The organism is Caenibius tardaugens NBRC 16725, from assembly GCF_003860345.1.
Lineage (GTDB): Bacteria > Pseudomonadota > Alphaproteobacteria > Sphingomonadales > Sphingomonadaceae > Caenibius > Caenibius tardaugens.
In genome coordinates, this window is the sequence record NZ_CP034179.1 from 941,436 (window position 1) to 963,991 (window position 22,556).

Sequence of the window (22,556 nt, forward strand, 5' to 3'; positions counted from 1 at the left end):
TTGCCCTATGTGGTGCTCAAGGAGCCATCTGCGCCGATCACGGTCGATGCGAGCGTCGAGGTCTTCGGGGAAGGATTACCTGGGTAAAAGCAGATGAAGTCACCAACTCAGCTCTCCGAGATCGAAAGCGCCATTTACCTGAAAATGACTCCCGAACTGCTGCGCTATTTCACGAGCCGCGCGGTGAAATCAGGCGAAAGCCGGAAGCTTGCCTTTGTCGAGCGTGACGGCCTGCGCTGGTACGACCAAGCCGAGCTCGACAGCTTCGACACCTACCTTCACGCCCCATGGCCTAAGAAACCCGGCGCCCAGCGGCCGCGCCTTCCTAAAAAGATCAAAGAAGCGATCATGCTCGAGGCCGCCGCTGCATGCCCCGTCTGCGGGCATGAAGCCTCGGGGGAAGCCGCACATATCGAGCCGGTGGCAAAGACGATGAGTCATCATCCCGGGGGCCTTATTTGGCTGTGCCCCAATCACCACACGGTAGTGGACAAGGTAGCGGTCGCGCACAACGTAAAGATGGAGACCGTCAAGGTCCTGAAAGAGGTATTGGTCGACCGCAAGCTCAGGGTTCTTAGTCTTGAACGCGCTGCCAGCAGCGGGTTCCTGCGGCTGATACGTCAGGTAGAAAAGCTGTCGGCAATGATCGACAACGCGGCTCTAAGCGAAGCCAAGCAAGGCTTGGAGGTCATGGCGAGCGTCGACTTTAAGGCCTTGGAGGAATCCGCCGACAAGCTCGTCGCCGACGAAACCAAGACCAAGAACGGCAAAAAGCCCGCCCCCCTACAGAAGCTGGCCTCTTCTGTGTCGAATTCCGCCAAAAAGATGAACCGGGCGACTCCGGGTGCGCTCGCCGAGTTTGCGGCGACGACAGCAAGCGCAAGAACTCGGTATCTCAAGGAGACCGGCCAGGCCGATTGTCCGGTGTGCAACGGTCGTGGCACACGCAATGGTCGTGATTGCCCGGCATGCGGCGGTGAAGGCGCGGTCGACGAAGATCGCGTGAAGTACATTGATCTGTCCGATTACGAGGATGTCGACTGTCCGCTTTGCGAGGGAAGTGCTCGCCGGAACGGTGATGATTGTCCCGAATGCAGCGGCGAAGGTAAGTTCGAGCGGCGTTACCTAGAGGCGGTTGATCTGCGACTCTACGATGATGTGAAATGCCCGCTCTGCAAGGGTAAACGCAAACGGGATGGAGAGCGTTGCGCAGCGTGTGACGGCGAAGGTGAAATGGAGCGGCGATATGCTGACCAGATCGATCTCCGCGATTACGACAACGTCGACTGCCCCCTATGCGCAGAGCGCGGTGAGGAGCGAGAATGCCCCGCTTGTGGTGGCGAGGGCGAGATGGAAAGGCAGTATGCTGACCGCATCGATCTTGCCGACTACCGCAACGTGGACTGCCGATTGTGCAAGGGATCCGGCAGGGTCGATCACGAGGATTGTCCCGCTTGTGGTGGCGAGGGCGAGATGGAAAAGCGTCAATACGACAACGTGGATTGGAGCGAGTGGGACGAGGTCAATTGTCCGAAATGCAAAGGCAGGGGCCATTTGAAACATGACGAATGCCGCTCATGCGGTGGCGTTGGCACGATGTATCGCCGGCAAACATGGTACCTCGACTGAAGTCGCAGGGAAGCCAGCCTCCAATCGCGCCGGGAGTTGCGATGCATCACGAGTTCGAAGACCTTCGACCGCGTATCGGATCGCCGGATAATGCGCTTTCGGGTTGGTAACCAAGAGGATGGCTGGATCCTGACCCCAAACTCAGTTAGCTGTTTCGGTAGGTTTCGATCGTGTTGCGTGGCGGGCCATTTTCAGTAGTCCATGTTATCATGGCGATCCATCTCATGGCCAATGCGATCAAGGAGTGCGGCGACCGCCTCTGGGCCACCAGCCAGAGCGGTTGCTTAGCGCTCTAGCCCAGCGCTGTGGAATTTTAGTTGTATTAGACAAAGCTCAGATTCTGTGGCTCACCACTGTGGAAGTGAGGGGGATGCCTAGAAATGGCCGGCAGTGACGATTCTGACTATGTGCTCCAGTCGGCCTTTTGGTTGAACGGTCAGGCGCTGGGATTCCCGGTGGATTTCGACCTCGTGCTTAAGCATCTCCGCCAGGACATGCGCGACGACTGGTATTTCGACTGCCTCCAGTACGACGACATTTTCAAACATCCAGCAGAAGCGAAGCGAATTATCGTCTCGCTCTTGCAGGAATGGAACGGTGTATATCGCGGCAATCGCAGCGTCGTCCGGAACATACCGAAGAAGGGGTACGGCGAACGCTACGGGTTGGAGACCGACTTCTTCGACCGCTTCATCTACCAAGCGATATGCAGCTTCCTCATCCCCTTTTACGACCCGCTACTCGGCCACCGGGTGCTGAGCTACCGCTACGAGGCAGCGCCGCTGAACCCGAAATACCTCTTCAAGAACAAGATCGACCGCTGGTTCACCTTCGAGGGGGTGGCGCTGACCTTCAGTAAATCAGAACGCCATCTCCTGGTCACCGACCTGAGCAATTTCTTCGAGAACGTGTCGAGAGTGCAGATCGTGGATGCACTCGAGAGAGCCGTACCCGATCTTGCGGCCACCGGCCCGCAGAAGTTGCAGATCCGCAACGCGATCGCCACGCTCGACCGGTTACTAACTCAATGGACGTTTAGCGGGGATCATGGCCTCCCTCAAAACCGCGATGCCTCCTCCTTCCTATCCAACATCCTGTTATCGTCAGTGGACAGGGAGATGACCAAGAGGGGCTATGACTATTACCGATACGTAGACGACATCCGGATCATTGCCGACTCCGAGATCCACGCTCGGCGAGCCCTACAGGATTTGATCCGGCAATTACGGACGGTCGGCCTCAACATCAACGCGAACAAGACCGAAATCCTCGCCCCGGACGCCTCGAGCGCCAAGATAGCGGAGTACTTCCCCTCGCAGGACAGCTCCACGATCGCCATCAATCAGATGTGGCAGTCCCGTAGCCGCCGCATCGTTACCAGATCGGTGACCTACATCTTCGACATACTTACACGATGCATCGCGGCCGGAGATTCGCAGACGCGTACTTTCCGCTTCGCAGTGAACAGGGTGGCAAAGATCGTCGAGTCCGGTCTCTTCGACGTGGGCGACGCACTATCGATCGAGCTGCTCGACGCCCTGTCGCGCTCGCTATCGGAGCACGCGGTCACGACCGACCAATACTGCCGGTTAATAGCCACCTTGGACCGCGATGGACGCTGCCTGCCTGCCCTAGAGGCTTTTCTGCTGGCAGATGGTGGTGCCATCCACGATTGGCAGAATTACAACATCTGGATGCTGCTTGCGGTACGGCGGCACCGGTCCGACGGCCTCGTGGCGCTGGCCGATCGTAAACTGCGCGAGGACATAAAGACTGGTGAGGCGGCGGCCATCCTCATCTGGCTCCGTTGCGTCGAAGAAAAAGCTCTGATTGAAAGGTGCGTTGGCGAGTTCGCCTCGCTGCCTTACCAGAACGCCCGCTACTTCCTCCTCGCCTCGTCAGTTCTGGCCGCAGAGGCGTTGCGCCCCCTCCATCACCAAGTGCCGATCGGCTTGAAGGGAACTGGGCTAAGGGCGAAGCATCACTGCAACGAGGACGGCCTACCGTTTGCTGTCCGCGAGAGCACGGATCTTCTGAACCTCGTAGACGAGGTCAGCGGCTATGATTGACCCAGATTTCAGACTGATGCTCTTCGTGAAAGACTTTACCGGAAGGGGGGAGGATTCGTTTTACTGGTTCTTGGATGGCCAGCTGGAGGAAACTGATGCCGAAAGCATCGTCAGGTTTGCGGGAATTTTGCTATGCCATGACTTCTGGATGATCCGCGACATTTTGTTCGACAAGACCGGGACCCTACCCGGTAAAATCGTTGACGTCGACGAGTTCCGCATCTCGACTAGCGGGGTGCCCGAGGACCGGCTCGACCGTGAAAAGCGTGATGTAACCCGACATCTCGGTCAGCATGGAGCCGACCAGGAAACTTGCGACGCTTACCAGAAGATGTTCAACAAGGGCGTCCCGTTCAACGACGACATTGCCATCAAAGCCGCGACGGCGATCGTGGCCATGTATGTCGCCCTGAGTGAACAGGCCGAAACAAACGGGGAGCTTGAGCGCTTTTTCACACTTGAAGTACCCGCATACCGGGTACTCCAGCTTTCCATGTCGGCAGGAATTTCGATTGACGCTACTGGGCTTTCGGAAAAGCGGTCACAGGCTGAGCACGACTACTTCCTGTCACTAAAGAATTATTCCGCCAAGCACGACATGCCCCTTGAGACGCCGAGCAGGCGAGCCTTAGAGGCTAAGCTAATCCGGGAGGGCTTCGAACTGGATGAAGTTTCTGTCGAGTACCTGCTTGAATTCGTGCCACACGAACGCGACTTCGGGGGCGACACCATGGCTCTGCTCGCGCTCGATACGTCGCGTGGGGTTCTTAGTTCCCTTACATTGAACAGTAGTAGCATTCGGCCAGTCGTGGACGTGTTCGGCTCGCGAACGTCGCGCGTCCAACCGCGCAGTCCCAGCCTCCAGAACATCCCAAAGCGGTACCGGTCCATCATCAGTGCGTCTGCCGGCACCCAACTCAGCTATGTCGACTTCGACCAGTTCGAGGTCGGCATAATGGCTGCCCTTTCCGGAGACGAGGAGCTGAAACGGCTCTACGCGGCAGGTGATATGTACGATCTTTTCGCGAATACTCATCTGGGTCTCTTCGACAACCGGAAAGCGGCGAAGCAATTGTTCCTTTCCTATGCATACGGGATGAGCCGGCAGGCGCTGGTCGATGCGGCTTACTCCCTGGGGGTAGATCGGCAGAAAGCAAAAGAAGCATTCCGGCTCTTCCAGCAGTACGAGGACTGGAAGAAGTCATTATGGCTGGATTTCCAGCGTTCAGGCCGCGTAGCTACTGTTCTTGGCAACCACTACCGGCGGACAGGTAGGGGGCAGCTCACTGGTAAGGAGCAACGCTCAGCTGTCAGTCAGGTGATCCAAGGGACGGCATCCCTTATATTCAAGCGCGCGCTGCTGGAGGCCGCGTCCATGAGCGACGTCAAAGTGGTTTTGCCCATGCACGACGCACTGCTGTTCGAACACCGGCTCGCGGAAACACCAGCCAAAGTTGTCGATGCCTTCGAGAGAGTTATGACCGACGTGCTCGGTTCACAGGTCGCAGGGAAGGCATCAATCAGTCCTTTTGCCGAGCGCGAGCCCCCCCTCTCAGCGCCGAAAAGTAGATAATTCTGAGGAACTCCGGTGGCAATTCTACGTGCAGAAAACGGCAGGTAACAGCATGAGCCGACATACTTGGTACCGCCCCGGGACGGCGTAAGTTGGTCGACAACTGCCATCGTAACTGCCTCCGGCGGTGTTGGAAATGCCGGACGGAGCGGTCATGCCTCCCTCTTCACAGGATCCCGAAACCTGCCGCTCATTCACCGCGACATCGAGAAGTCGGATTAGCTCGATTTGCGCTGTTTTCTGTCTGGTCGATGCGGAAAAGCCTACAGTGATCTTTCGTTCTCCGCTTGGAGGATACGTTCAGATAGAGAGGAGATGCCTATGGGTACGCCGCTCAAGCGCGATATGGACTTCATCCGCAGCCTTTTGCTTGACATCGAACGTGGCCACCGCGCGTTCAACACGTTGGGTGATGATGTTGCCGATACCTTAGGCATCGACCCAGCTGAAACTATACCAGCGGAGGAAGCTGAACGCTTAGCTTATCATCTAGGTCTGTTGGAAGATGCGGGGTTTGTTGAATTTTATAAAAACATGGGCGGCATCTGGAGCGCGAAACGCATTACCTGGAATGGCCATGAATTCCTCGACACGGTTCGCGACACGGAAGTGTGGGAAAGAGCCAAGGCGGGTGCCGAAAAAGCAGGTAATGCCAGCGTGTCGTTTCTCTGGGAGTTAGCTAAAGCTTATGGGAAGCACGTCGCCAGTGAGCGGTTAGGAATTGTCCTCACATAAGATCGCTACCGCCAACATAGCGGACGTTCGAGCACCCAAACAGCTTGCCCGAAATTTGCCGTTCGTTCAGCCAGAGCAAGCGTGGGCAACCATGCGCTCAGGCTCTTCCGGGCTTCCGACAGGACCTCGAACTGCACGGGTCTGCCTGTCTTCGGTTGGATGACGGTGGACCGGCTGCGGAGTTCACCCTCGGCGGCGTTGCTTGGCAGATTTCCGTTTGCGGACCCGTCCGGCAGGTCGCAGCGATCCGAGATAGCCCGAGGCTTGATTCAGTTCCCAATACTCATGTGTCGAAGGTTGATGGTTAAGCGACGCGCGATCACCGACCCGTTGAAGGAACCGAGATATCGGCCGGTTTTCCGGCTTCCGGCGCGTGGTGGCGCTAAAAACGAGATCGACTAGCAGTCGTCCAAGATCTGGTTTGCACAGCCTATCGCCGGTTCGCTCGGCATAGAGCCGCTCGAGCGTTGCCAGCGGCTGCCCCTTTTTAGGACCTGCGCGCATTGAAGCACGGCAGTGCGCGAGATCAGCGCGCGCGAAACAATCCTTGCCGGCAAGCCTATTCAGCGTGCCGGCAAGCTCGGTGTCGCTGAAATTCTCGAACTCGAACGAAGTGCGCCAGATCTTGATCATATCCCGCCGCGTCGCCTTGCGATCGCGCGAGTGGACCGAGTTGGCCTTGGCTAAGCCATTCTTGACGTTGCGGCTTGCGAGGCCTTCATTGTCGAGAAGTACAAAGGCCATCGTCTGGTGATGATGGAGATAATCGACCAGCCGCCACATCGCGCTAAACGGGGCTTCTCGACCGCCCGCCGCATTGTCGACTCCGCCCAGGCTCAGAATCTCGATGCCGAAACGTGAGGCGGGCGCGCTCCAGAGCCGTTCGTATAGTATGGGTAGGACGGTTTGCTCGGTCTCACCTTCGACGAAAAGCACGAGCTGAGGCTTGGCATTCACGCCGAAATCGTTGGCGACGAATTCCAGCGCTCGTAGGGGATCGTCCTCGGGATCGACGTCGGGAATACGCACAATGACATGAACGCCGACCTCACCGAGCGGCTTGAGGTCCTGCCCGAACGCTTCACGATGAAAGAGGCGGAACATCTCAGCCATTTCGCGAATGGTCAGCGCATGTAAAGCGTCGCCTTTCAGCCGCTTGCGCTTCTCGACGGCGACGAAGCGCGCCAGACTGTACCACTTGGCTATAGGGTCGACGTGGGACCAGTCGAGGTCGACCCGTTCGTAACTCCACTTCGATGCTTCTTCGTCGATCTCAAACGCGGCCAGCACGGAATCGGGTCGCCAGCTGCGCGCGTAGTCATACCAGTCCCAGTCTTGGAACTGGCTGATCGTCGTTCGCCGGCCATCGCTCTGGGTCTTGAAATAGAAGCGATTGGCGAGAACCTGGGCCAGCGCCGCTTTCGTCTGGTCGTTGTGAACTGTCTGGAACGACCGGACGGTGTCTGCGGCGAGGTCACCACATTGCGCCACCAGCGAGTGCCCCCAATCCGGATCGACCGTGCCATCGGGTAGTGCCGCTAATTCGAGATGCACGTGCAGGGTCAGCGCCGAGACGACATGTGCGAGAGGATATATTTGAAAGCGCGAATAGTAGGCCTCGTGACGCTGCGGCTCCGCATCAATCGAGCTCGCGTGCAACCAATCGCCTTGTCCGGGTGCCCAGATAAGTCCGTGCTCGCGCCAGTTCGCGGCGTAATGCGTCGTCGGGTCGAACTGGGCCATCTCGACCCGTGTTTCGCCGGCCCAGGTTTCGCCATCCTCGAGCGCCCCGAGATGGCGCAGCCCATCCGCCGTCCGCTCCAGCTTTACCGTGAGGTCGGATTTATAGATCCGCATCATCGGCCGGAAAACGCCCAGGCGCTCGAAGCGCCGCAGACGCGTGACATCGATATTGACGTTCCGCTCCTTGCAGAAGCTTGCGAACTCCGCCGCGCGCATCAGCCGGCAGACTCGAAAGGCATCATGTTCGATGAGTACGGAGAGAAGGTCGGACGGCAAGCGCATGCAATCGCTGATAGCCGTTAGAGATCGCGCTTGCGACTCTCGGTTCCGCCAATATAGCCGTCGTTTGGAGCGTCGGATCGCGCCGTCGAAACTTAGCGTTCGTTCACAGGTAATTCGTCGACACGATCGACCATCGTTGAGATATTTCGGCTTGTCTGGTTAGGAGCGCCAAAGCAGAAAACCTGACATCCGGGTATGTTTGCAGCGATGACCAAACTCGTCCCAAGCAGCTTAGGTGTATTGATCGTAGCGCCACAATAACCGCAGTCGACGCGCTGGGCGAGTTCATCGATCGACATCCAGCCTTTGAGATTGCAGGCCGGACACAGAAGCTCAGACCCAACGCGGAAGATGCGTTTCTCGACGAGGCGACGCAGCGGCTTGATTCACGAGAGCCCGGCCCGAAGGGTAAGGCTATCCTTAGACTAACCTTGCAGAATATCTCGCAATCATGTCCGATAGGTCCATGAGCGATATTTGGGCATCCATTACTAATCGGGAAATCGCCACTGTATTTTGGTTTGGCGTTTTATTGGCTTTCGTCCTCGTAGGGCGCGATACGCGGCAAGGGTTGGCGGGCGTCCTGCGGACGTTTTTCAACCCCGTCATTGTGTTGCCACTTATACTCGCGGCTCTTTACGCATCAGGCGAAATCTACCTAACAACCAAGCTCGGTTGGTGGTCGCTCGCCAATCTGAAAACGACCGTCATCTGGATCGTCACGTTTGCGTTCGTGACAATGTTCGAAGTCGTCTCGGCCAAAAATCGCAAGTGCGGGCTGGGCCGGATCACGAAAGAGATTTTCACGGTCGCGACCGTGCTGACGTTTATCACCGAGCTTCAGAGTTTCCCGCTCCTAGTCGAACTGATCGCCCTGCCTGCCGTCGCCTTCATCGTCATGGCCGCCGAAGTCGCAAAACACCGCCCCGAACACGCGTCTGACACCAAACTTTTCGGGGCGATCACCGCCATGATCGGCCTGGGCTATTTCGGGTTCAGCCTGTGGATGACGATTGCAGAATGGCAAAAGAATGCGACCTGGGCGAACGCTCTGGAATTCGCACTCCCCATCTGGCTGTCGGTCGGATTTCTACCGTTTCTCTACGGGTGGCGCATCTACATCGCCTATAGTGAGACGTTCGTGACGATCTCCATCTTCGGCCTTGACCCAAAGCTGGTTCCATTCGCTCGCTGGCTCGCCATCACGCGCATTGGCAGCGACATCGATCTGCTTGAGCGCTGGAGGTGCTCGATCCAGCATTCACGGCCAGCGGACAAGATAGAACTGCGGCATTCGCTCACAGCGCTGCTGGCGCTCAAGGCTCAGGAAAATGCACCGCCGGACGTGCCGCCACAGCAAGGTTGGTCGCCCTATCTGGCGATGAAGTTTATGACCGACATGGGGTTTGAAACCGGCCATTATCATCACAGCTTCGAAGAGGAATGGTGTGCCTCAAGCCTGATGTGCGCATTCGGAAACGGCATGCCGATGCCCAATAACATCGCGTATTATATCGAGGGTAACGCATCCGCTGCCAACATTCTCAAGCTCAAGCTGAATGTGAACGATCCAGCCTCACCGAACGAGGCAGAGAATATGTTCGTGGTCCACTGCATGTATCTACTCGAACAGGCAGTGAGCCTGAACGCGGTGGAGCGCATGAAAATGGACATCGCCACCCTCGGCGAGTTTGAAAATGAAATCCCCTACGGCTCAGTCGCCCTATCGCGCGAGGACTTCATCGGCGGTATTAAAGGCGGGTATTCGCGGAAGTTTGAATTGCGCCGGGGATTGCCAATCAACGGAAGCAGCTAGCGGGCCGCCTATGATATGAGGAACGTCACCATCGCGAGTGCCAGTCCTGGCAGCGCCAGCCAGATAGATTTTTTTAGAAGTGCGTATTTCCGGGTGCACACCCTCGCCACGTCAAAACAGTGCCGGAGCCGCGCCGCTGTCAGGTCAGAGTCCGACCGAGAGGCGATGTCGCTGACATATTCATCGCCCGACGCACGGCCCCCAACATCACCAAAGAACACCAGCCCCGCATCTCCGGGAGAGGAGCGCAGGCGAGGCGCGATCACCAAAAACGCGCATATCGCCGAAACGATCAGAAACAAGATAGCAGTGGCTGTGATTCCGAACTTTGCCGAGAGCGCGGGATGCCACAAAATCTCTCGCACGGCATCCTTGCCAAGTAAATAGGCCAGCACGCCCGATATGACGCCGAAACCCACACCGGCTTTGGCATCAGCCAATTGGATATAATGCCGGACATAGCCCTCGTGGAACGTCGCAAATTCACCATGATGCGCTTCCAGCGAAGATACCGGCACAGGTTGTATCGTTGCGGTCGCAGTCGGCGGTGCCACGATGCCCGGCGCATTCTCGATCTCAGGCGGTAACAGGATCGGAGTTTGATGTTCTTCGGTTTGTTGGCTGCTCATAGGATTGGCGCTTTCCAGCGTCCTATATAACGCCAAAAGGGGTATGGGGCTTGTGATTGCTGATAGTGCCAGCCGGTGTCTTCGGTTTCTAAATTGACCCAATTTTCTAGCCAAAGGGCCGGAAGTCCGCGCAGCATTTGATCGCCGAGCAAGATGGTGTTCGCCTTCGCAACGGAGAGCATCTTGGATGCGATGTTGGCCGTCGTGCCAACGGCTACGATCCCGTTGAAGCGGCGCGCGGCTCCGACTTTCGCAACGGTGATGAAGCCATGATCCATGCAAATGCGAAAATCGAGCGGCGGAATTCCTGCCCGTTGCAGCACCGGATTAATCAGGTCCGCCGCCGCGAACATGGTGAGAGCGCAGGACACGGCCCGCTGCTGAATGGAAATACCCGCAAGATCGTTGCGGGCAAAATAGGCCATGAGGCCATCGCCCGTGTTCTTCTCGACCACGCCGCCATGGTCCTCAATGATGTGGATCATCTCGGTGAAAAAGAGCGAGAGCACCTGCATGATGGACGCTTGCTCCTCCATCGTTTCGCAGGAGCGCTGCGAGAATTTGCAGATATCCAAAAAGAGGACTGTCGCTTCAATTCTTCGACCATCATGGATCGCGATATCATCGGGATCAGGGATGGCATACCCTGCGCCGATGCCAGTAGGACGGGTCGTGATCTTGTTGAGCGTCTTTACGATCCGGTCGATCTGCGCGCGATAATATGGTGCCGTGAGTTCATCTGAAGATGGATTGGGCATTATTTGATCCAATAGGTCTGATAGCCGGGCATGCCGACCAGAGTGCCTTCAAACGGGACTTCAGTTGCGCGTTCGAGCCATCCGACGTGAATAAGCTGATAGAGGCAGCGTCCGATCAAAAGCTCATTGGGTTTACAGGCTTCCTCGATCTTGACGGCCCGGTTGAGGGCATCGCTCACAACTTCCTGGCAGACAAAACCCGTAGTAGGCACCGACATCGTCTTGATCTTGGCTTCGCCAAAATCAGCGCCGACGCGGATACTGATAGGTTCGATCCCACATTTCTCGAGCGCGGGATTGAGCGATTGATGAAGGACGGCAAGAAGGGTCAGCCCCATATCGACCACGTTGTCAGATACGCGCGTGAAGGACGGATGATCGATGAAGGCGATAAAACCGTCGCCCTTGGTCTTAAGGATCGATCCATTAAACTGTCCGACAACCGTACCTAGCTCGCGTGTGAACAGCTCATAGGCACGGTCGAACGCGGCGGCATCGCGCCGCCTCAAGGCCGTTGCTCCGCAAATATCTACCGAAAGAAAGCCGACCAGCCGTTCTTGACCGCCCATGTCCAGTTCGCGGTGCGATGCCGCGCTTTCGGTAGGCGGCGTATATTCGCCGGAGTCCATTTCGTCGCTCAGCGCCGCATGGCGGGACTGCGCGTATTCGCTTGTTGAAGCGATGCTCGGCGAAAGCTCGTAAATCGGAACGCCAGAAAATCCGGCGACCATGTCATTGAGCGAAACCGCATGTCCGAGATATTTGTCGATATAGAGGGTGTCGCCATCTCTCTCCATATGCGTGTAGCGGCGAGGGTCAGGTAGCATCTTGACCGAGACGCGCCCCTCTTCCCCTACATCGACCGTCTCCATCACGAAGTCAGCGCGCTGGGGCATGCGCGCTAATTCCTGTTGCAGTGCCGAAAACATATGGGGAACATATCACAGCTCCACTGACACGGGAAGCATGCCGCTACCGCTCATCGACAAGAAAATCCATGTTCGTTTCGGACATAATCAACAATTGGGCCGGCTCGCCATCGTCCCGTTTATGTTCCATGCCTGACGGGGAATTGCGATGGGTACGCGAGCCGCAGTGGGCATAAATGAGACGCTATAGTCTCGTGATTCTGATTGGCCTGTTTCGTCGTTTGCCTCTACGTTGCTTGACCAAAACGATTTTAGTTCATGCTGCTTCGGTTGGGGGCCCAGACCGGGAAAGCGGTAGGTCTGCGCCCGGGAATAGAAAAATCGACCTCGAACGGCCGGGATGCGTCGGGCACGGAAGCCGCCACCGACGCATCCGGCATCCGAATGTCCGCTATTCCATCTGTGCGGCTGCAACCTGTCGTTCCGGAACGTCCCCAGTAGCCGCCATTGCGTCGATCAAATTGCGCATGGCCAAGCGGGAACTTTGACCCGCTTTCTTACCTCCAGCAGATCGCGATCAGCCCTCCTTCAATCAGCACCTTTGTTCAATTTCTGGATAAGCTTACGACGCTTGGAAGTTTGCGGCTGAGCTGGCTTAACAGCACCTGCGCTGCTGTTGTTTTTCGCAGCAGACGTGCGCCCGGCTTTGCGACCTGTTGCATCGTTGCCCCGTCCGGTTGGTATCCGCCCCAGACCATTCTGTTTCGCAATAGCCCCACGTTGTGCAGCATAGTTGGGCGCAACCAGCGCATGATCTGCGGGCAAGCCCCAACGCGCCCGGTATTCCTCCGATGTGAGCCCGTGCTCCGCTCCAAGATGGCGTTTAAGCATCTTCATCTTCCTGCCGCATTCAAGGCAAGCCACATGATCAGGCCTGATGGATGCGCGGATCGACACAGCAGGCTCCAGCGGCACTTGCTGTACAACCGGCTCTGCCCCCAGACCGGACAGCGCATCGAACACGCGCGTGATCAACGCAGATACCTGATCGATGGGAACATCATTATTGCTCACATGTGCTGCAACAATATCGGACGTCAGCGTGATCAGCTCTTCCCGATCATGCATGCTCTGTGTCATCGAAATCACCTTTCATAACAAATGATCGCATTGGCCATCAGATGGCCGTGATTGCGATCCTCTTGTCCCGTATGGAAAATACGCGCGCAAATCTTCGTGCGCGCTGCTCATTTCATTGGAATGGTGCCATAAGAGCAGGAAGTTTATCCCGCAAGTCCCCGAGCTCGTGCGGACCTGTTTCGCGACGGATCGCGATATCTCGATGCCTGATCCGACTAATCATCGGCACGCTCCGCTTCCACCTCGCCTGCCAATGTTTACCCCGGCAGATATTTTGCTTCCTGCTCCCGCCAGTCTGATGGAACAGCACCTGTCGCCAGCAGTGCCTTGCTATCGACACCTGCGCGCAATCTCCCCTCTGTAATGGCATCGACAATACCGGGGGCAAGAAATGCAAGGCGCACCACCCGCGTGATATAGGAGGGGCTAAGCTGTTCGCGTCTGGCAAGGGCGGCAATATCGCAAGTACCGCTGCACAGTTCCTTCCACCAGCGCTGTGCCTTAACCAGAAGGCGGATCAATACGGGATCGGGCAATGACGATGATGCCGTCATGCCGTCATCCTGTACAAGACGCACCACCATTCCGGTTCTGCGTAGCCGAGCTGGCACGTTGTGCCTGATAGTATGCATTAACGCACTGCCATCTATCCCGAACAGATCTGCCAGCGCTGCGGCCCTGATTTCGATGGCGATGTGATCGGGGTGTACGACAATCCGTGTAACGAGGGCCCGCATCTGCGCATTGCCCCATTCCAGCATCTGCTTTTGCCGCATCATGCTGTGGCCTGCGATACGGGCATAGACATCTGGGGTCACAGGCAAGCAGCACCGTTCCATAAGTGTAGCCGGATCATCGATCAGGCTGGTGAGTTCTCTTATGACCACCTGTTCGATTTCCCTTGCGGGTAAGCGGATCGAAGTGGGGGATTGCGCATGATCCGCGCCGTTGGGCGCTCGTTGCGCATAATAGCGATAACGCTGCCGGCCTTTGTTTGTGTGCACCGCGATCAGGGGCGTGCCTGTCTCATCGAAGAGCAGGCCCGCCAGCAGGCTGGCACGCGCCTGTCGGTTCTGGCGCACACCTCTCACATTATCAGAAAGCTGCTGCTGCACCTTTTCCCATGTCTCCCTCTCGATAATCGCGGGATGATTACCGGGATAGCGCGTGCCTTTGTGCGCGATATCCCCAGCATAGATGGGATTGCGCAGGATTGCGTAGAGCTGTCCCCGGGTAAACGCACATCCCCCATAGCGACGTCCCTTCCCCGTGACCCTTTGCGGGGTGTGAAGCCTGTCTCGTGCGAGTGTATCGGCAACCAGCCGCACATTGGTGAGCTTCAGATAGCGGGCGAAGATATCGCGCACCAGTGCAGCATGGTCTTCCTCAATGGCAAGGCTGCGTCCATCTGGCCGGTAACCTAGCGGCGGGATCCCGCCCATCCACATGCCCCGTGCCTTCGAGGCTGCTATCTTGTCCCGGATACGTTCGGCGGTCACTTCCCGCTCGAACTGGGCAAAGGACAACAGCATGTTGAGCGTCAGCCGTCCCATACTGGTGGTGGTGTTGAAGGACTGGGTAACAGACACAAAGCTCGTGCCCGCGGCATCGAAGGCTTCGACCAGCTTGGCAAAGTCGAGCAGGGAGCGCGTCAACCGGTCGACCTTGTAGACCACGATGATATCGATCCGTCCTGCCGCAATATGGGCCAGCAGCCGCTGCAAGGCGGGCCGCTCCAGCGTTCCACCCGACAGGCCACCATCATCATAGTCCTCCGGTATCAGTTGCCAGCCTTCGCTGACCTGGCTGAGAATATATGCGGCGCAGGCTTCACGCTGGGCATCAAGCGAGTTGAACCCCTGTTCCAGTCCCTCCTCGCTCGATTTGCGGGTATAGATCGCACAACGCACCGCTTTCATGCTGCGACCTTCTTTTGCTTGAGGCCAAAGAAGGCTGGGCCTGACCAGCGCGTGCCCGTAATCGCCCTGGCCACTTCACTTAGGGAACGCCATTCCTTCCCCTGCCATGAAATGACGCCATCCTCACCTATCGTGACCTGATGAACCGTTCCATTCCATTCACGAACAAGACGCATGCCAGGCCGCGCCGGCCGTGTGGTTGTCTTGTCCATAGCAAGCTGATCAAGGCGTTGCCTGGTTGCGCGAGAGATGCCTCCTGAGACACTTGCCTGCAGCTCCCATGCGAGCGCCAGACGCAGCAGACCGGCACTGACACGCGGCAACGGTTTTCCTGTGTGTCTGCCCCATGCCGCTTTCAACTCCCCGAAGGACAGGTCTTCCAGCAAGGCTACATCGTACGGCGCGGCCTTCCCCTTCCCCGTCACGCCGACTTCTCCAGGCGATAGCAGGTGTCGGGGCCGGTTTTACCGCGCACAATGACATGGCCTCGCTTGCGCAGGCCAGTGAGCGCAGCGCGGATTGTGTGGGGTTGCCAGCCGGTAGCCGTCATCAATTACGCCGATGTCGCGCCTTGCTCTGATTCAAGCAGCGTCAGGATCAGTGTCAGTTTGGTCGCTGGCTTGGGTGTTGAAGGCGCTGGCATCCCTGCATCCGGGGGCGACGCTGATACTTTGGGCAGGACAGATGGAACTGTCTGGTGCGCCTTATCACCCTGCCTGCGGGCTGACGGGGTCGCCACCTCTTTCATGTCCGCAGGCGTGCGGGCCATGCGTCGCACACGGCGTTTCTGACCGCTGGCCGGTTCAGCTTGATCCCTGACGGTAGGGTTCTTGTCTTTCTGCAGTCTTGTCACAGGTGGTCTCCATCAAGGAAGCCGCCTTATGCTGCTCCCACCACCTGCAGCCCCGCCAGTCCGAGCCGGTCAGGGTCACGAACCGCCGTTACAATCACCGCGATCCGTGAACACCACCATGCTCACTTTCAACACCAAGTCGAATGGTTTGTGCGGGCTTAACCGTACCGTATCCGCATCGCGACGATCTCGTGCATTCGTTGCCGAACCGCCGTGCGCGGATCCCGCATGCTCGGCTTTCGCTGGGTCGAGCGATGCCCCGTCATGACAAGGCATGCCCGGCGCTCGCTGTAGCCGTGTGACGACACGACATAGGCTACAACTTCCTTCATGAGCGCCGGCCGGGAAACTTTTTTGACAGAACGTCCTGCAGCACCGCCTTGTCGAGGCTCAGCTCTGCAACCAGCTTCTTCAACCGCACATTTTCCTCAACGACCTGTTTGAGTTCGCGGACCTGATCCGATTCCAGCCCGCCATATTGTCGCTTCCATCTGTAGAATGTCTGCTCGGTAATCCCGACTTGACGGACCAAATCCGCCACCGGAAGGCCCAGTTCCGCCTGCTTCAATACCGCTACGATCTGCTCGGTAGAAAACCGCTTCCGTTTCATCGACGTATCTCCTTCCAAAGGAAAATCCGCCGGAAATACTAACTCTGCAACCGGACCACTTTCACAATGTCACCTCAATGAAGGAGGAATGTCATGTCGAGGAAGCACAAGCCTGTCCAAGCAAGATTTGCACGGCGCGCAGGTTACCGGTCGCTTTGTAGATGGGTGACAGGTGTTGGTTTAAAGCGAAGCGAGTATGGCACGCACTCACTTCGCCGAACGAAGGCATCGATCATCTACAGGGCCACTGGCAACCTTCGCGCCGTTCAGATCCTGCTCGGCCATAGCAAGATCGAGAATACGGTACGCTATCTCGGGATCGACGTGGAAGACGCGCTCGCCCTCGCGGAAAATACCGAAATTTGAGTGTCGGCTCCTCGTCTATGGCGAGGGGCCATTTAGCGCAGCCACCAGCGGATCAAGGCTCCCACCAGCGCCAAGCCAAGAACGCTAGCAGACCAGATGCCGGCGAACCAACCTAGCCGGCTTAGCAACAGCCGCATCAGTGGTAGCCCTCCGTACCGACCTTGCCGCGGAACACCCAGTAGGACCATGCCGTATACGCCAGGATGACAGGCACCATAATGGCGGCCCCCACCAGCATGAACACCTGACTGCGCACCGGCGCTGCTGCCTCCCAGATCGTCACGCGCGCCGGGACGACGTCCGGCCATATCGAAACGCCCAGACCGGTCAGGCAAAGCCCGAACAGGGCGAGCGCCCAGAGAAACGGCTGCGCATCGCGCTTCTGCCTGAGGCTGCGATAGAAGAGGAATGTCACGATGAGCGTGGCGAGCGGCACTTGCGCGGTTGCCAGCACGCCGGGGAAGCTCAGCCAACGATGATAGTATTGCGTCTCGAGCCGCAGTGTCGCGAGACTGATGACGCCGATCATGATGAGCAGGCCGATCCCTAGCCGGCCGGCATAGGTCACCGCCTGTCGCTGCAGGCCGCCTGCGGTCTTCCAGTTGAGCCAGCAAGCGCCGAGCAGGGCATACCCGACAAGCAACCCGACGCCCGTCAGCAGGCTGAACGGCGACAGCCATTCCCACCAGCCCCCGGCATAGCTTCGCCCCTCGACCGTGATGCCCTGCAACAACGCGCCCAACGCAATGCCTTGGGCAAAGGTGGCAATCACCGACCCTGCCGTGAAGGCCCCGTCCCAGAAAGCGCGATGCGCCGGGTCGCGCCAGCGGAACTCAAACGCAACGCCGCGCAACACGAGCCCGAGTAGCATCGCAATCATCGGTGCGTAGAGCGCCGGAAGGATTATCGCATAGGCCAGCGGAAATGCGGCAAACAAGCCGCCAACGCCCATCACCAGCCATGTTTCGTTGCCGTCCCAGACGGGCGCGATGCTGTTCATCGCGGTGTCCCTCTCCTGCCCGACCTTGAAGAAAGGAAACAGGATGCCGATGCCAAGATCGAAGCCGTCCATCACGACATAGGCGATAATGGCGAAACCGATGATGCAGGCCCAGATAACGGTGAGGTCGATCATGCCGAAGTTCCCTCGATGATAGCCGCTGCGGGTGTGATACCTGCGCTGCGAATGGGCGCGTCGCTCGGCGGGGTTTCATGCGCCTCGGGCGGCTTCTTCATCAGATGAAGCAGGTACCAGATACCCATGCCGAACACGGTGAAATAGACGACAACGAATGCCAGCAGCGACGAGGCCACCGCCGGGGCATCGAGCGGCGAAGCGCTCTGGGTGGTCCTGAGCAACCCATAGACCGTGAAGGGTTGCCGCCCGACTTCAGTCACGATCCAGCCGGACAGCACGGCAATCAGTCCCGACGGCCCCATGATCACAGCGAAACGGTGTAGCAGCGGCCAATCGTAGAGCGATTTTCGCCAGCGCGCGATGATGCTCAGAATTCCGATCCCGAGCATTGCAAACCCGATGGCGACCATTACGCGGAACGCCCAGAATACAATACCGACAGGCGGTTGATCAGCTTGCGGCACTGTATCAAGACCGTTCAAAGGCGCATTGAGGTCGTGTTTCAGGATCAACGACGACGCCTTGGGTATCTCGATGGCATAATCCACCCGCTGTTCCGCGCTGTTGGGGATGCCGAACAGAATCAAAGGCGCCCCGTTCGGATGGCTCTGAAAATGGCCTTCCATCGCCATCACCTTCACTGGCTGATGTTCGATGGTATTGAGCCCGTGCATGTCGCCCGCGAAAATCTGGATGGGCGCGACGATGGCAGCCATCCACATCGCCATAGAGAACATCTTGCGCGCGCCGGGATTATTGCGGTCCTTGAGAAGATGCCAAGCGCCTACTGCGCCTACGATGAAGGCTGTCGTCAGATAGGCGGCAAGAACGGTATGAACGAGCCGATAGGGGAAGCTGGGATTGAAGATGATCGTCAGCCAGCTTGGTCCCGGCAGGAACTGGCCGTTGGCGCCAACCTCATAGCCGATGGGCGTCTGCATCCAGCTGTTGACCGAAAGAATCCAGAATGCGGAGATGAAAGTCCCGAGTGCGACCGCAAGCGTCGCGACAAAGTGCAGCTTGCGTCCGACCTTGTTGATCCCGAACAGCATAACCCCGAGGAATCCGGCTTCCAGAAAGAAGGCGGTCAGCACCTCATAGGCCATCAACGGGCCGATGACCGGTCCCGCCTTGTCCGAGAACACCGACCAGTTGGTGCCGAACTGATAGGACATGACGATGCCTGATACGACGCCCATCGCGAACACGACGGCGAAGATCTTCAGCCAGTAGCGGAACAGGTTGGCATAAACACCCTTGCCCGTCTTCAGCCACAGGACTTCGAGCACCGCCAGATAGCTCGCCAGCCCGATGGAAAAGGCCGGGAAGAGGAAGTGAAAGCTCACCGTGAAGGCGAATTGCGCCCTTGCAAGAATGATGGCGTCCATGAATATCCCCGTTCAGCTGGCGAGTTCGGCCCAGCTCTTGAATAGCATGTAGATGGCGACGACGAGCACGAAGACTGCAAACAGGCTGTTCAACCGGCCCTTTTCGGCCGCCAGCACTTGCGACGTTCGTGTGCCGATCACGCTACCGATAACGCCGCCGACAATGAACACGCCGGCCAGACCCCAAAGGGCATACCCCGAGAGCGCGTAGTTGAGCGCTGTCGTCAGGCCGAAGGCCGCGACCGCTACAAGTGAGGTGCCGATCGCGCGCAATATGGGCATGTGCGTTGAAGCGATCAGGCCCGGCACGATAAGGAAACCGCCACCGATCCCGAAGAAACCGGAAAAGGCGCCAGTACCGAGGCCATAGCCGACGACCTTGCCGACATTTTCCCGATTGCACTGTGCGCCTTCGACCCCTTGGTCACCGCGTCCGCGGAACATCAGGACCGCCACCACGATCATCAGGATCGCGAACAAGAAGAGCAGTTTGTGCCCATCTATGCTCTTGCCGACCGTCGAGCCGCCGAGCGCGCCGACGACGCCGGCGGCCGCATAGATGCCGCCGCATCGCCAGTTCACGGTGCGAGCGTGGGCATGGTTCCAGAGGCCGGCAAGTGCGTTAGCCGCAACGGCGAGCGCGCTGGTGCCGATGGCCTCATGTGGATTGCGAACACCCACGAGATAGAGAAGCAGTGGCACGGCGAGGATCGACCCGCCGCCCCCGACGAGCCCGAGGACAAAGCCCACGAGCGCACCCGACAGTCCGCCGAGGGCATATTGAAGCGGCTCAAGCATGGCTCAGTGCGCCGCCTCGATCGCGTGCGGTGCGACCATCCATTCCCGGCCCTTGAGCATGCCATGCCAGTATACTGGCGGTAGGATCGTGTCCTTGAGAAGCCAGGACAGGCGCGAGGGCCGCGTTCCGTCAATCAGCCAGTTGGGAAAGCTGGGCAGCAATTTCCCGCCATAGCCGAACTCGGCGAGGACGATCTTGCCTGCCTCGACCGTCAGCGGGCAGGAGCCATAGCCGTCATAGTCGGCGGTCGGCGGCTTGCCCTCGAGCGCGGCAAGTACATTGACCGCGACAACCGGCGCCTGCTTGCGCGCCGCGGCGGCGGTCTTGGCATTCGAGGCTGAGCAGGCGTCGCCCAATGCAAATACATTGGGATAGCGCACATGTTGAAGCGTCGCCTCGTTGACTTCGATGAAGCCGGAGGCTGCTGCGAGGGAACTGGTGCGCACGAAATCCGGCGCGACCTGCGGCGGCACGACGTGAATCATGTCGAAGCGCTCTTCGACGCGTCGGGTGCCGTCGCTATCCTTGCGTTCGAAAGTCGCCACTTTTGCGGTGCCATCGATCGCGACGAGCTTCGATTCGAAGTTGAGGTGCGCGCAGTAGCGCTCGACATATTCCATCAGCGCCGGGACATAGGCGGAAACGCCGAACAGCGCCGCGCCGGCTGTGTGGAACTGGACGTCGATGTCTTGTAGGACCCCCGCCTTTTCCCAGCGATGGCAGGAAAGATACATCGCCTTCTGCGGCGCGCCCGCACATTTGATCGGCATCGCGGGCTGGGTGAACAGCGCCCGTCCGCCTTTGAATTCTTTCACCAATCGGTTGGTGTACGGCGCAAGGTCATAGCCATAGTTGGACGTAACGCCGTTTTTGCCGATCGCATCGGCGAGGCCCGGTATCGCACCCCAGTCCAGTTTGATGCCGGGACAGGCAACCAGTACCCGGTAGCGTACTTCGCCGCCGTCATTGAGGACCACCTTGTTTTCATCCGGAGCGAAACCCGAAGCGGCGGCGCGAATCCACGTCACTCGGCTGGGCATAACCTGCGCTTCGGTGCGGCGCGTGAAATCCTTGTCGAACACACCCGCACCAACCATCGTCCAGCCAGGCTGATAGTAATGCACCTCGGACGGCTCGATGACGGCGATATCAAGCTTGGGATTGCGCTTGAGGAGGCTGGACGCTGTTGCAATCCCGGCCGCGCCACCGCCGACAATCACAACATCGTGAACTCGGGCATCAGGTGCCGAATGGTTTCGCGCTGAGACCAATTCATATAGTTTCGTCGATCGTGCGCCGGAGCGGCAAATGGCGAGAATCGGCTTAGGAAGGTGCGCAAGCGCATCCGCCATGGCCGCGACATTCGCATCTGTGATCGCACCCGAAACTGCGGGCACATGCGCAAATTCCAGGCCCAGTTGTTCGGCTGCTTCGCGCAGCTCCGCAGCGGCAATCTGACCCTTCTCCTCATTATCAGGTCGATTGCAGATAATCGCCTTAAAGCCTTGCGCGGCGATCGAGGGAATTTCGGTTACGGTGATCTGCGGAGACACCGCAAAGTCCTGAGTAAGCGGCTTGATGTCCATGGCTTGTCCTCGCTCCCGCCCTGCAGCGGGCTTGCTTTCACTTTGCGGTGATGCGGTGGGCGGCCATGCCGGCGAGCATGGTGATCACGAAAATTCCAGCCTCGAATGGTGCGATGGCAAGGTCGGCGAGTGCGGGGCCGGGACATAGGCCCGCGATCCCCCAACCGATCCCGAACAGCGACGCACCACCAAGTAACTTGGCATCAAGCAAGCTTGTGCTAGGCAAGTCGAACGCCTCGAAGGCGATCGGTCGCGGCATCCGCTTCTGGATCAACCAGGCAATCGCCATGGGCAACATCGCCCCCGCCATTACAAAGGCAAGCGTCGGATCCCACGTCCCGAACAGATCGAGGAAAGCGCGCACTCGCGCTGGATCAGCCATGCCGGACACGGCAAGTCCCGCTCCGAACAGGAGACCGGCAAGCAACGAGATGGCGGGGGCTTTCATTTGCAGTGGCCGCAGGTCGACAGACCGAGCGGGCGGTACAGCGGACAGAAGCTGATCGCGCTCGTCAAAAGGAGTACGACCGCAAGGATCGCCAAGCCGACACCGAGACCCCCGCTGATCGTCCCGGTCCACCAGAGATAGCCGATCACCAGCGCTACGATCGTGCGCAGCAGCCGGTCGAATGTTCCCATATTCCTCGTCATGCC

General features: G+C 58.3%; 19 protein-coding genes and 2 pseudogenes. 6 read left to right on the plus strand and 15 right to left on the minus strand.

The genetic code is table 11. The features are described 5' to 3' along the window. The first annotated feature begins 93 nt into the window (after positions 1-93). The 4 genes from EGO55_RS04370 (at position 94) to EGO55_RS04385 (ending at position 6,006) form a co-directional block, all read left to right on the plus strand. Positions 94-1,629: a zinc finger domain-containing protein gene (locus EGO55_RS04370; RefSeq protein WP_021691909.1), complete on the plus strand. Its 1,536-nt coding sequence runs from the start codon at positions 94-96 to the stop codon at positions 1,627-1,629. A 380-nt stretch (positions 1,630-2,009) separates the two neighbouring features. Further along, positions 2,010-3,698, plus strand: a complete 1,689-nt coding sequence (locus EGO55_RS04375) for an RNA-directed DNA polymerase (RefSeq protein ID WP_021691910.1) — start codon at positions 2,010-2,012, stop codon at positions 3,696-3,698. Beyond that, a complete protein-coding gene (locus tag EGO55_RS04380) occupies positions 3,691-5,271 on the plus strand; it encodes a DNA polymerase (protein ID WP_021691911.1) in 1,581 nt (526 codons plus the stop codon). The genes EGO55_RS04375 and EGO55_RS04380 overlap by 8 nt, the downstream gene beginning before the upstream one ends. A gap of 321 nt (positions 5,272-5,592) precedes the next feature. After that, the gene (locus tag EGO55_RS04385; RefSeq protein WP_021691912.1) at positions 5,593-6,006 is read left to right on the plus strand and encodes a DUF2513 domain-containing protein; all 414 of its coding nucleotides are present in this window, start codon (positions 5,593-5,595) and stop codon (positions 6,004-6,006) included. 183 nt (positions 6,007-6,189) lie between these two features. On the opposite strand, the gene EGO55_RS04395 is transcribed toward EGO55_RS04385, so the two are convergent. Then, the gene (locus EGO55_RS04395; protein WP_021691913.1) at positions 6,190-8,031 is read right to left on the minus strand and encodes a TOPRIM nucleotidyl transferase/hydrolase domain-containing protein; all 1,842 of its coding nucleotides are present in this window, start codon (positions 8,029-8,031) and stop codon (positions 6,190-6,192) included. Between the two features lie 466 nt (positions 8,032-8,497). Between EGO55_RS04395 and EGO55_RS04400 the strand changes: the two genes are divergently transcribed. Beyond that, positions 8,498-9,847: a hypothetical protein gene (locus EGO55_RS04400; protein WP_124916707.1), complete on the plus strand. Its 1,350-nt coding sequence runs from the start codon at positions 8,498-8,500 to the stop codon at positions 9,845-9,847. 8 nt (positions 9,848-9,855) lie between these two features. Here the strand turns inward: EGO55_RS04400 and EGO55_RS04405 are convergent, their stop codons facing one another. The 8 genes and pseudogenes from EGO55_RS04405 to EGO55_RS21175 form a co-directional block, all read right to left on the minus strand. Beyond that, a complete protein-coding gene (locus EGO55_RS04405; RefSeq protein WP_021691915.1) occupies positions 9,856-10,476 on the minus strand; it encodes a Pycsar system effector family protein in 621 nt (206 codons plus the stop codon). After that, the gene (locus EGO55_RS04410; protein WP_021691916.1) at positions 10,473-11,234 is read right to left on the minus strand and encodes an adenylate/guanylate cyclase domain-containing protein; all 762 of its coding nucleotides are present in this window, start codon (positions 11,232-11,234) and stop codon (positions 10,473-10,475) included. Before EGO55_RS04410 ends, EGO55_RS04405 begins: the two co-directional genes overlap by 4 nt. Next, positions 11,234-12,163: an adenylate/guanylate cyclase domain-containing protein gene (locus tag EGO55_RS04415; RefSeq protein WP_021691917.1), complete on the minus strand. Its 930-nt coding sequence runs from the start codon at positions 12,161-12,163 to the stop codon at positions 11,234-11,236. Before EGO55_RS04415 ends, EGO55_RS04410 begins: the two co-directional genes overlap by 1 nt. A 528-nt stretch (positions 12,164-12,691) precedes the next feature. After that, positions 12,692-13,231 (minus strand): Ros/MucR family transcriptional regulator, encoded by a 540-nt coding sequence (locus EGO55_RS04420; RefSeq protein WP_346723816.1) that lies wholly within the window; start codon positions 13,229-13,231, stop codon positions 12,692-12,694. A 269-nt stretch (positions 13,232-13,500) separates the two neighbouring features. Continuing rightward, positions 13,501-15,162, minus strand: coding sequence for a recombinase family protein (locus EGO55_RS04425; protein ID WP_124916697.1), 1,662 nt, complete (start codon positions 15,160-15,162; stop codon positions 13,501-13,503). Continuing rightward, entirely contained in the window at positions 15,159-15,587 is a 429-nt protein-coding gene (locus EGO55_RS04430; RefSeq protein WP_021692052.1) for a DUF2924 domain-containing protein, read from the minus strand. Before EGO55_RS04430 ends, EGO55_RS04425 begins: the two co-directional genes overlap by 4 nt. Beyond that, the gene (locus tag EGO55_RS21705; RefSeq protein ID WP_124916709.1) at positions 15,584-15,712 is read right to left on the minus strand and encodes a DUF3489 domain-containing protein; all 129 of its coding nucleotides are present in this window, start codon (positions 15,710-15,712) and stop codon (positions 15,584-15,586) included. Before EGO55_RS21705 ends, EGO55_RS04430 begins: the two co-directional genes overlap by 4 nt. Positions 15,713-16,176: 464 nt before the next feature. After that, a pseudogene (locus tag EGO55_RS21175) lies at positions 16,177-16,625 on the minus strand (transposase); the annotation flags it as partial. A gap of 147 nt (positions 16,626-16,772) precedes the next feature. Here EGO55_RS21175 and EGO55_RS04445 point away from each other — a divergent pair. Beyond that, positions 16,773-16,991 (plus strand): annotated as a pseudogene (locus tag EGO55_RS04445) (tyrosine-type recombinase/integrase); the annotation flags it as partial. A 136-nt stretch (positions 16,992-17,127) separates the two neighbouring features. Here EGO55_RS04445 and cydB read toward each other — a convergent pair. Genes cydB through EGO55_RS04480 form a run of 6 tightly spaced genes read right to left on the minus strand, consistent with a single transcriptional unit; the run spans position 17,128 to position 22,553 of the window. Beyond that, a complete protein-coding gene (cydB, locus tag EGO55_RS04455) occupies positions 17,128-18,126 on the minus strand; it encodes a cytochrome d ubiquinol oxidase subunit II (RefSeq protein ID WP_021692003.1) in 999 nt (332 codons plus the stop codon). Continuing rightward, entirely contained in the window at positions 18,123-19,517 is a 1,395-nt protein-coding gene (locus EGO55_RS04460; protein WP_021692002.1) for a cytochrome ubiquinol oxidase subunit I, read from the minus strand. Before EGO55_RS04460 ends, cydB begins: the two co-directional genes overlap by 4 nt. A 12-nt stretch (positions 19,518-19,529) precedes the next feature. Then, on the minus strand, positions 19,530-20,315 hold the full coding sequence (locus tag EGO55_RS04465) for a sulfite exporter TauE/SafE family protein (protein ID WP_021692001.1): 786 nt from the start codon (positions 20,313-20,315) through the stop codon (positions 19,530-19,532). Between the two features lie 3 nt (positions 20,316-20,318). Then, positions 20,319-21,902: a bifunctional protein tyrosine phosphatase family protein/NAD(P)/FAD-dependent oxidoreductase gene (locus EGO55_RS04470; protein WP_021692000.1), complete on the minus strand. Its 1,584-nt coding sequence runs from the start codon at positions 21,900-21,902 to the stop codon at positions 20,319-20,321. A 37-nt stretch (positions 21,903-21,939) separates the two neighbouring features. Beyond that, positions 21,940-22,350, minus strand: coding sequence for a DUF6691 family protein (locus tag EGO55_RS04475; protein WP_021691999.1), 411 nt, complete (start codon positions 22,348-22,350; stop codon positions 21,940-21,942). Continuing rightward, positions 22,347-22,553 (minus strand): YgaP family membrane protein, encoded by a 207-nt coding sequence (locus EGO55_RS04480; RefSeq protein WP_040717760.1) that lies wholly within the window; start codon positions 22,551-22,553, stop codon positions 22,347-22,349. Before EGO55_RS04480 ends, EGO55_RS04475 begins: the two co-directional genes overlap by 4 nt. Positions 22,554-22,556 lie beyond the last annotated feature (3 nt).